General features: G+C 51.8%; 9 protein-coding genes and 1 pseudogene. 4 read left to right on the forward strand and 6 right to left on the reverse strand.

The genetic code is table 11. The features are described from left to right. The 4 genes from BLL36_RS31140 to BLL36_RS29760 form a co-directional block, all read left to right on the forward strand. A partial coding sequence (locus BLL36_RS31140) for a hypothetical protein (RefSeq protein WP_165448128.1) occupies nt 1–192 on the forward strand: 192 nt, incomplete at its 5' end. A 571-nt stretch (nt 193–763) separates the two neighbouring features. Further along, nucleotides 764–1,597: a helix-turn-helix transcriptional regulator gene (locus BLL36_RS30895; protein WP_076955157.1), complete on the forward strand. Its 834-nt coding sequence runs from the start codon at nt 764–766 to the stop codon at nt 1,595–1,597. 472 nt (nt 1,598–2,069) lie between these two features. After that, on the forward strand, nt 2,070–3,371 hold the full coding sequence (locus BLL36_RS29755; RefSeq protein WP_083735360.1) for an aminomethyltransferase family protein: 1,302 nt from the start codon (nt 2,070–2,072) through the stop codon (nt 3,369–3,371). Nucleotides 3,372–3,688: 317 nt separating this feature from the next. Continuing rightward, complete coding sequence (locus BLL36_RS29760) at nt 3,689–4,249, forward strand: 2-amino-4-hydroxy-6-hydroxymethyldihydropteridine diphosphokinase (RefSeq protein ID WP_076955158.1); 561 nt, start codon at nt 3,689–3,691, stop codon at nt 4,247–4,249. A 180-nt stretch (nt 4,250–4,429) separates the two neighbouring features. Here the strand turns inward: BLL36_RS29760 and BLL36_RS31885 are convergent, their stop codons facing one another. From BLL36_RS31885 to BLL36_RS31145, 6 genes and pseudogenes are all read right to left on the reverse strand, one after another. Further along, the gene (locus BLL36_RS31885) at nt 4,430–5,191 is read right to left on the reverse strand and encodes a methyl-accepting chemotaxis protein (protein WP_394329510.1); all 762 of its coding nucleotides are present in this window, start codon (nt 5,189–5,191) and stop codon (nt 4,430–4,432) included. 150 nt (nt 5,192–5,341) lie between these two features. Next, nucleotides 5,342–6,574: pseudogene (locus BLL36_RS31890) on the reverse strand (PDC sensor domain-containing protein); the annotation flags it as partial. 92 nt (nt 6,575–6,666) lie between these two features. After that, entirely contained in the window at nt 6,667–8,106 is a 1,440-nt protein-coding gene (locus BLL36_RS29770) for an MFS transporter (RefSeq protein WP_130926012.1), read from the reverse strand. Nucleotides 8,107–8,296: 190 nt separating this feature from the next. Continuing rightward, on the reverse strand, nt 8,297–8,881 hold the full coding sequence (locus BLL36_RS29775) for a transposase (RefSeq protein WP_076955161.1): 585 nt from the start codon (nt 8,879–8,881) through the stop codon (nt 8,297–8,299). A gap of 126 nt (nt 8,882–9,007) precedes the next feature. Further along, a complete protein-coding gene (locus BLL36_RS29780) occupies nt 9,008–9,988 on the reverse strand; it encodes a fumarylacetoacetate hydrolase family protein (RefSeq protein WP_076955162.1) in 981 nt (326 codons plus the stop codon). Nucleotides 9,989–10,108: 120 nt separating this feature from the next. Beyond that, nucleotides 10,109–10,332, reverse strand: a 224-nt coding sequence (locus BLL36_RS31145; protein WP_394329509.1) for a hypothetical protein, incomplete at its 5' end; no start/stop codon positions are given.

Here is a 10,332-nt window from a genome sequence, read left to right on the forward strand (position 1 = left end):
CCGCTGTGGGCCGAACCGGATTTCCCGAAACACGGTTTCGGCTCGTCGGTGGAATACGCGGCCCAGCGCCGTGCCGACGTGGAGGCACCGACCATCATTCGTGACGGCCAGCGCGTGGACATCACCAGGTCGAACATCGTGGACATGGATGATCGTATCGCTCGCTATGCGTCAGGGGTCGGGGACAACTGAGCTTACCCGGCCCGGGTTGATGTACCGACGTTAACGCGCTGACAGTTCTCAACGGATACCTCCGCCGAACTGTCAGAGGCCGGGGGCAGTGTGGCGCTTTCCGGCGCCTGTGGGGTGGTACAATGCGGGCTGGATGATTTTTGCTGAGAACCTAACTCTGCCAGCTTGTCAGGTGGGATAGTGGCTCAGCAAAGGTCTGCGTAAATACAAGATCCCGATCTCATTAAATGTTGCTTCTTCTGCATACCACGGCTCCGTGGACTGCCGGTTTTTCGATAAAGTCGCGCACGGCCCCACTATCTGTACCGCACTCAAAGTGGGGTATTTTTTGGCAGCGGAAAATGTCAATAGGTCTGGTTAGACGTGTACTAGTCGATTTGGTCTAACAATATGATTTTTAGAAGAAAAGTTACATTGACAGACTCATCGAAGAATATGACAGTACCAATGCTGGTAAAACCCGCTCGAATTCCTACCTCGCGGATATACCCGTAAATTTATAAGAACAGAGAAGGCGCACAGGTTTTTCCTGAAAGCCCTGCCGTTGTGTGACGGGTTATAGGAGATGAGAATGAATTACGCAGAGATAACCAATTCAACCATCGACATGGTAAGCGGTTTGGTCGGCCATATTGGACGGTCAAAATTCGATCACCAGGTTTATGATTTCTTCAATCTCCTCGCCCCTATCGATCACGTTACAGCTTTTACGATACCACCAGGATCAGCACCGAAACCTCTCATTGCTCAAGGAGGAAGCCAAAGCTCCAGCAGGCTTGCACAGGAACTTTCGGAGTGCTACGTGTCCGGGTCATTCACCGAAGATCTTTGCCTCAGTACATTGCAAGAAAAATGCATTGCACTTGATTTTCCTAATCTACAACATATTACGCCATCTTCCATTCCAATATCGCAGTATAAAAAGGTTTTCTATGATGAACCCGCGATCACCAATGAAGTCAGCTTCGTAAAAACGATTGATGAAACTGCTTATTATGTAAGTCTATACCGCACTAAACAGCCTGCGTTCAATAAAATGGAGATGTCAGCTATTAATCTTTACGCCGAGTTGGCGATAAATATTATGCGCCAACATCACATGTATAAGATGGCGCAAGGTTTAGAGGATACGAGCCCCAAAATTCTTTCACCAGAAGAGCGTGGTCACTTGCTTTCCGAGATTCGTGAAGATCTGGAGGCTTCTGGGGATCTTTCTCCCCGTGAAGCCGATGTCTGCGCCCATATAATTTTGGGCTATAGCAACATTGCGATTAGCTTGCGTCTTGGTATCTCTATCAACACTGCAGCAACCCATCGAAAACGTTCCTATGCAAAATTGGGTATTTCGAGTCAGAGTGAGCTTTTCACCAGATACCTTCACTTTGCCAGGAGCCGATTAAACTAAACATCGCCAATTTTGCGGTAGAGTGGCTCAGTTAACGTAAGCCGGTATGAGTCATACCGGCTCGGTTGACAAAGACTTTGGTCATCCGCTTGATACAGGCTTTGATTACAAGTGCTTATTGCATAACATCCCTCATGAACGACTGGGTTGACGCGTCTATATAAGTTCGACTTCGTTGCACCGGTCCTATCGACTATTCTGACTTCGCAAAACCCTCAGATAAACAGCCGAATGAAGTAAGCTTTCCCAACAGTTCTTCGGATGATCGGGGCGCGAGAGGCGCGCGGCGCTGCCATGTTCCTATGTCGGGTCGAAGGGTAACGGATCGGCAAGCCTGTCACTCAATAGGGTGATTGCTGACGACAAGACGAAGATGGTGTCATGAATTGTGAAAATGAAAAGTCAGAAATTAGGTTGCAGAGTTACTCAAATTAATAAGATTCCTGCCCCATGAACTGAAAGGAAGTGTAACGTGGCTTTCAAACTCCCAAGAACTCCAGCGCAATTCCGTCGCCCACTCAAAACCGCCCATGGCGACATCTTTGGTCCGCCGCAGCATACCAATTGGGTCGATGAAGAATGCTCCTGGAAAGAAACCTGCTATATCGGTAACTGGTCTCAGGCGGTTCCTGCATTACGCTACACGGGGCCGGATGTGCTCAAGTTGTTCTCGGACTGCACTGTCAATTCGATGAACAACTTCCAGATCGGAAACTCCAAACACATCATCCATACCAACAAAGACGGTAAGGTGATTGAAGAGGGGATTCTGACCCGTGTCGGGGAAGAGGAATTCATTGCCTACAGCACGTTCTGGGCCGATTACTGGCGTCGAAACAATGGTGCCTACAATGTTGAAATGGAATTTCTCAACGTAGTCAGCTACCACGTTCAAGGGCCGACGTCGCTGCGGTTGCTTGAGAAAATGGCCGGGAAAAGTTTGCGCCACATGAAGTTCATGCGCAACGAAGACGCGGTGATGGCCGGCATCAAGGTGCGAATTCTGCGCCAGGGCATGAGTGGCGAAGTCGGTTTCGAGATTCATGCCGCGAGCGAGGACGGCCAGAAACTCTGGGATGCCATTGTTGAGGTAGGGCAGGAATTCGGTATCCGCCAGATGGGTGGCCGGGTTGCCATGCTCAACCATCTGCAGGCTTCTTACCCGACCTACATCCTCGACTACCTTCCAGCGATGTTCGACGAGGACGGTGCAGGCTACATCGACGAGATGAGCAGCAACGTCGACTTTGCCGATAGCTATTACGGTTTTGCCGGCAGCTTTGATTCGGAAAATCTCAGCGACTGGTATCGCAGCCCCATCGAATTGGGCTGGGCCAACCGCATCAACTTCGACCATTCGTTCCGCGGTGACGCAGCCCTCAAAGCCGAGCTGGCAGCGGGGCCAAAGCGCAAGCTGTGCATCTTGCGCTGGAATGCCGAAGACGTGATCGGTGTCTACGCCGAATTCTTCAAGAATGACGGACCGCTACCTGATTTCATGGAAATGCCGATGGACCCTCGCGGCTACATCTATTCGGACCAGGTGTTGAAGGACGGCAAACTCGTCGGCGCAACGTCCTCGCGCGGGTACAGCGCCCACTTCCGGGAAATGATTTCCCATGCGGTGATTGATATCAAACTGGCCGAACCCGGCACCGAACTCACCGTACTCTGGGGCGCTCCCGGCACTCCGCAACGCAAGATTCGTGCGATTACGGCGTCCTCGCCTTACAAGGAGAACCGTGGGCGCGTCAACCTCAATACGCTCGACTAATTCTCCAGAAGGCAATAGCAGTCAAGTTAATCGACGCCGGCAGCAGTTCGACAGCATTCATTTCGCGCTGTTTGAGCCTGCCGGTAAAGAGCAAAATCAGACTAAATCCGTTTGTCACTGGACGTCCCAGTCCAGCAAATGGAGGCAGTAGTTGGCGACCTACATCAGCCAATTGAGCTTGACGCGCCCGTTGATTACTGGGGGGCCGCACTTCGCTGAACAGCGGGCTGGATTGCAACATCTCATAGGGCAGAGGTTTCTGCTCGGCATGCTCTTCGAGCGGCTGCCTCAATATTTAATTTGCTTGGTAACTCTCCATGCTTGGAATAGCCCAGGAATTGCCTAGCCGCAGTAACGTATCCGCGTCGCTTTCGAATAATGCGTCCTATGAGGTCGTTCTCGGTTTAGGAAGTAATCATAGGCGGCGTCATAACCTGCGAGCGGCAATGGCGGGGTTGGAGCACATCCTGGATATGCGTCAATGCTCAGACATTTATGTAAGCCGCGATGTAACGGGCAGTGGTCCCGCCTACTTCAACATTGTTGTGGTCGCTACGACACTGTTATCTGAGTCGTCGCTTGAAAGGTATCTGAAACAACTTGAGACTCAACAGGGAAGGGTGCAAGGGCGGCGCGCGATCGTTCCGCTGGACGTTGATGTTCTCCTGTTCACTCCGTCGTACAGCAAGGTTCCGGTTGCTGTGCACCGTGATCTCTGTACCAAGGCGCATATTCTGTGGCCCATGTTTCAGCTTTTCCCTGAGGGCGCACATCCAGATTCCGGCGAGCTCTACCGTCAAATGCTTCGAAGTCATGCTGAGAAAGATCACGTACAGCGACTGTATTCTAGTTCCGGAAACTTTGATTTTTTATCGTGAGCTTCATTGATCTGGACGATAAATACTTCGCCTGGAATCTTGAGATAAACCGTGGACGCTGGCACGCACCCATCAACTTCCTGAAGCGATGGCCGCTAGCGGGGAGAATACTGGTTCCGGCCGTTACGAGAACCGCTACGGCCGGATGACTCACCCACAAGGCATGATCAGCGAGTGCTTCTACAAATCGGTCTTGAAGTGGTTCATTAGCGTCATCTGCCTCGATGCAAGCGTATCCAATTCCCCACTCATTTCAGCTGAATCATGAGCTTGGCTCATCAGTCCCTCGCTGACCGTCCTGATAGCGGTTACGTTCCTGTTGACCTCTTCAGCAACCGTACGCTGTTCTTCGGCGGCACTTGCGATCTGCAAGTTCATATTGGTGATCAAGGTGATTGCTTCTCTGATACGCCTGAACGCATCTGCTGCCGACCCGACTTTAGCAGCACTGTCGCGGGCGTTGGTTTGGCTACTGCGCATAGTCCTCACGACGTGTTGAGTGCCATTCTGGATTGTCTCGACTATTGAGCGTATCTCTTCAACAGACGCCTGTGTGCGTCTTGCAAGATTGCGTACTTCATCTGCCACGACCGCGAAGCCTCGTCCACTATCTCCTGCGCGAGCTGCTTCAATCGCGGCGTTCAACGCAAGCAGGTTGGTTTGTTCGGCGATGCTCCGGATAACATCCATGATCGTTCCTACTTGCTCGCTGCTGGTCGCCAGCGCCTCAACCTCGCCCAGAGCCTTGCTGACTTCAAATTCAAGGCGAGAGATCTCGCTGGACGTCAAAGTAATTATTTCGACGCCTTCCCCCGCGGCCTGATCAGCTCGTTGCGCCGCAGAGGCTGCACTTGAAGCGCTATTTGCGACCTCGTGGGCCGTTGCACTCATTTCATGTGCTGCAGTTGCTACCTGATCGATCTCTCGAAATTGAAGTTGCATCCGGTCATTCGTCTGACGTGATATGGCCAATGACCGGTTCGCGGTGGATTGAACTTCGGACGAGCAAAGTTTCACCTGAGATATCGTAGGCTGGAGCGTATCGAGAAATTGGTTAAACCATTTTACGAGCTCGCCCAGTTCATCATCCCTAGCGTATTCCAGGCGACGGGTGAGGTCTCCTTCGCCCGACGCGATGTCCTTTAGCATTCTTGCGAGTGTTTTAACGGGTTTGGTCACGCCGGTTGCAAGCATCCACATCAGGAAAAGTCCGACAAGGCTAGCGATCAGAACCATCAGGAGTGAGGTGATAAGGCTACGAGACTGCGCCTCTGCAAGTAATGTTTGAAGATTGATGGAGTCTGCGAGCAACGCTTGGCGTGGTAGCTCAACTACCACTGCCCAGGGCTTAGCGCCTTCTACCAAGCTGACCGGATGAATCGCGTCTACCAGGTTTCCTCTTTCGACAAGCTTCGGAGTGCTGAAGGTTGCATCATAAAGCGCCTGGAACTCGGATGCTGAATAGACCGTTTTTATGTTTTGGCCTAGTGTGTCTGGCGCATCACTGTTGGCTGCGATGATACCGTTGCTGGATATGACAATCACACGGCCCGCGCCATCGAACAAAGCATTTTTTGCCTCCATTGCAGCAGACTGAAGAGCGCTCATGGCGATGTCGATTCCCACGGCACCGATAATGTTTCCGTCGTGCACGAGCGGGAGCGAAAGGGAAGTGGCGAGTTGCTTGTCGCTATACGTATCGTCAATGAAGGGAGTTCCCAAGCATGGGTTCTTGGTTGTTATTGGACAGGTAAACCAATTGTTATAAGCAACGCCGAATTCATCTGCGTCAGTTTTGTTTATGTATTCCTCATCAATGGTGGCGTATGTAGCCTTGCCATTTTGGCGACTCCATGCTGCTGCGAATCGCCCACTATCGTTCCCTCCGTGAGAGGGCGTGTTCGCAAAACGTATATCCTCTGTGTCTAACGTGTCCTTATCAAGGACAATCCATAAATTTCTCAAGTAAGGATTTCGATCAAATACCGTTTTTAGCGCTCGATTAACGTCTTCGCGAAGGGCTGCAGGGTTGCCCGAATGGAGAACACTACTGTGCCGTAAATCAGCAATTTGGCCTGATAGCGAATTTCCTATGTTCAAAGCGTCGGAGAAGTCTTTTTTTAGCAGATCGACTTTTTGTGCAGCGCTGGTATTAAGTTGTTCCTTGGCTTGGCGGGTTGCCATTTGTTCGGTTCGCAGGGTGACCAGTTCTAGATTTTCTGAGGACTGATGGAGGTTGAAGCCTGATAATGTTAACGCGAGAGCGAACAGGCAGAGCCCAGCCAACAGAATGATTTTGGTGCGAATTGACAGAGTTTTCGACATGATATTTTATCTTTATTGGCCGAAATTGAGGGGTGTCCGAGTCACGAACGGGGACAATTTTTGATCATCGCTTCCTTGTTATTGCAATTTGGTTACTTTTTTCTAATGCCGGCTGAAACGAAAAGCATGGCGACGCAAATCATAAGGCTGGCTAGCGCTGAAATAGCATAAATTATAGTTATTGATTGTTCGCTGGGATAAACCTGTGATGAGAGAGTGGTGTTGACTGTTGCCATCACCGCTACGCTAAAAGCAATTGATGAAGACGTACCAATTGATCTGGCCAGATTGTTTATTCCAGTTGCTTGACCTGTTTCATTGCCTGGAGTATTGGCCAGGATAACCATTGGCACTGTGCCGTAACAAAGGGTCGTACCAATGGCAACGAAAATGCTGCCAAAAATTAATTCAAATAACGAAGCATGCCAGAAGATGAGCAAGAGGTAGCCTAATGCCATTGAGAGGCCACCGAATATGACTGTTGTCCTCGCGCCAAAGCGAGCGGACAAGTTTGATGCAACCGCGGGTAGGAGAAGAGATATCAAGCCTCCTGGGATAAAACTCAATCCTGCCGCCAGGATTGATAGCCCCAAGCCATACCCTAAGGCAGTTGGTAACTGAATGACCATTGGTTGAGTTAACACAATTCCATACATCGAGAATCCAATGAGAACGGTGACAAGGTTAGTTAAAAAAATTGCTGGTCGCATGGCAATTCGAAGGTCAACCAAGGGGTTGTTTTTGCTGAGTTGGTTCTTGAACCAAGCGGCCAACACTAAGACACCGGCAATGAGAAACGACCACGTCTTAAAGGATGACCATCCCCATTGATAGCCTTTGCTGATGCCCAACAGCAGGCAGCAAAGCCCAATCGCGAGGCCGAGGGCGCCTACGATGTCGAAGGATTGGCCAGAAGCGCCTGGCCGATAGGGGAAAACCCTCAGCACGCCAATTAAAGCAACCGTGCCTAAAAGTGCACTGAGCGCGAAGAGAAAATGCCAGTCAAAATACTGCGCTACTACTGCTGATAAAACGAACCCCAAAGATGCTCCAACCCCCACCATCGCAGAAACCAGACTTATACCTCTGACTAAGGTTCGACCCTTCAGAAATTCCGCGAGGCAGCTGATACCTAAAGGAACTACGGCAATTGCGGCACCTTGGAGTGTGCGCGCGAAAATTAACCATCCTATATCGTTCGTCACTGCACCAATGAGCGATCCGACGACGAGAAAGCTGAGGCAGAGAAGGATCATTTGGCGCTTGCCGTAGATATCTCCCAATCTACCAAAAACAACGTTTGAGACAGCCCCAGAAAGCAGCAGCCCAGTAATCAACCAAGAGACAGTACTCGCATCGGTATGAAGCAGGTCAGGAAAGGCTGCAAGGAGCGGGACAACAAGTGATTGCATCATTGCGCCCGAAAAAGCGGCAAATGAAATGATCCCCACCATGAGTGCTGAATTATGTTCAGTACAAAGGTAACTTGATGACATCGTTTTTGAGGCTTGAGGTGTATCTGGAGTTTTCAAGGGCACAACCCTATGTTTGCCTGAGTCGCTGCTATCAGGATTGATAAAATACCAATGGACAGAGAATAGTCCGGTTTATGTGTAAGTCATCGGTGTTCTGGCAGGCGAATCAATTTTTTCGACTCGGCAATAAGGCGCGTGCGTTCTCTGATCTTACTGTTTGCACCGTATCCGTTGTCTAGATGTGGCGTTATCTTTGGATCGTTTGAGTTGTAGGTTCAACACAGCGTGCGTTGGGCTCACAATATCGCGCCCGCAAGCGCGCCTGCATCTGTTCAAACTTGTCCTGTTCGCTCCAGCGGCGAAATGTGCGGTAGACGGTTTGCCAGCGTGGAAAGTGCTTGGGCAGCATCCGCCATGCACACCCAGTGCGAACGACGTAGTCGCAGGCGTCGACGAGTGCACGACGGTCGTAGCGTGGAGGCAGGCCGCAGTCGTTTTCGAATACGTCCTTTACACAAGCCCATTCGGCGTCGGTCAAGAAATCGGGATAGGCTTTCTCTAATTCAGCAGGTCGATGTGCATTGTTGTACCCATAACGTACGGCTGTCTGTGAAGGGGACTCGACGTTCACTACCGTGCCGTTACACATCAACGCCATACCGGATCGAAGCAGCGTCGTTTTTATCGTTTGCCTGGTCGCGATCAAGCCTGTGCGGCGGGTCAGCTCAACCCCGATTTCGCTAAGCGTTGCCGATGGATTGGATTCAATCGCCGAGACCAGCACCTTGATCTCATTCGCTCCAAGCTTGAAAGGGCGACTCTTCAGGGTCATGTGATCGCACCTGAGTTGCTGTAACTGAACAAATGCATGCACTGGTCGAGTTGGGCCTGATCAGGGCCAACTCGATTCGTACACGATGCCTGGCAATGGGCAAGACATCTGGTGCAGGAATGGCGATCAGACGGCGACCTGATCGATGGCACCCATTAAAGAGTTGCCTTCATAGTCGAAAAGCTCGATGCGCAAACGGTCGCCGGGCTGAATGAATCCGAGCTTTGCCTCGCCAGTCTGGATGGTTTCCATCGCCCGATACTCGCCAATGCAGCCTGCGCCGATAGACCAATCGGTATCTGCTGCTTCGTTGGAGACGGTACCGAGCCCAAGGATGGTGCCTGCGACGAAATTTCGGGTCTGGGCCACGTGGGCGATGGCATCGCCATAATGGAAGGGGCTGTCGATACCGGTTTCGATATTGCCGACTCTTTCACCACGTAGGGTCACATGCATCTTGCCCGACACCATCTTGCCGTTCCATAACTGACCCAGCTCGTCCGGGGTGACCGCGATGGGGCCCAGGAAGCTTTCGGGTTTGGACGTCAGGAAACCGAAGCTACGCTTGAGCTCGGGGGCCACGATACGGCGCAGTGAGGTGTCCTGCAGCAGGCAGAAGAGGCGAATGTAGCCGGTAGCCTCATCGGACGAGACGCCGCGTGGCACGTCACCGATGATGGCGGCAATCTCGGCCTCGAAGTCGATCAAATCTTTGGGGTCTTGTTTGATTGGATCATTCCAGGCGCCGTAGCCATGGGAAATGCCCTGATACAACAGCGGTGCCTCGTTGATGTCCTCCGGGAGGGCGTCGCCACGTGCCTCGCGGTTGCGACGGATGTGACTGATGTAACAGGCGCCGTCGAGATACTGATAAGCACGGGGTAGGGGGGCAGCCAGCGTATTCATGTCTAGCTCGAACGCGCTCTCGGCTTCGCCGGTATTGAGAGCGTGATAAATGGCTTCCAGGCGTGGGGAGAGCGCATCCCAGTCATCAAGTGCGGACTGCATGGTCGAGGCGACGGAGGTTGCCTTCACTGCTGTTTTCAGATCACGGGACACGATGATCAGTTCGCCATCACGTCCGGATTTGAGGGATGCCAATTTCATGCGGTACTCCATATTGTATTTGTGAACGCAGGGTAATGGCTCCGAAGGGGGCGTCCCATCACCCAAAGAGGTGACTGAACGGGGGGCCCTTGAGCGCCGTCGAACGCTTGAACGTTGGGCTCAACCGGTAAACCCGGTAAAGCCGGCGAGCTTGTTCGCGAAAGCCACCATGGGCGAATCACGCCCGGTTTTGCGTTCCATTTTCATGCCGTAATGCCGCATCTTCAGGATGGCGACAGAGCCGAGCATGCGCAGTGGCTCGGGCTCCCACTTGCGTGGCAGTTCACGAACCAGCGGCAGTCGCGTGAGTTGGGTCTCACGCCCAAGAATAAGATCGGTCAGGG

Origin of the sequence: Pseudomonas cedrina subsp. cedrina (genome assembly GCF_001983175.1) — a bacterium.
In the GTDB taxonomy this organism is placed as follows: Bacteria; Pseudomonadota; Gammaproteobacteria; order Pseudomonadales; family Pseudomonadaceae; genus Aquipseudomonas; species Aquipseudomonas cedrina.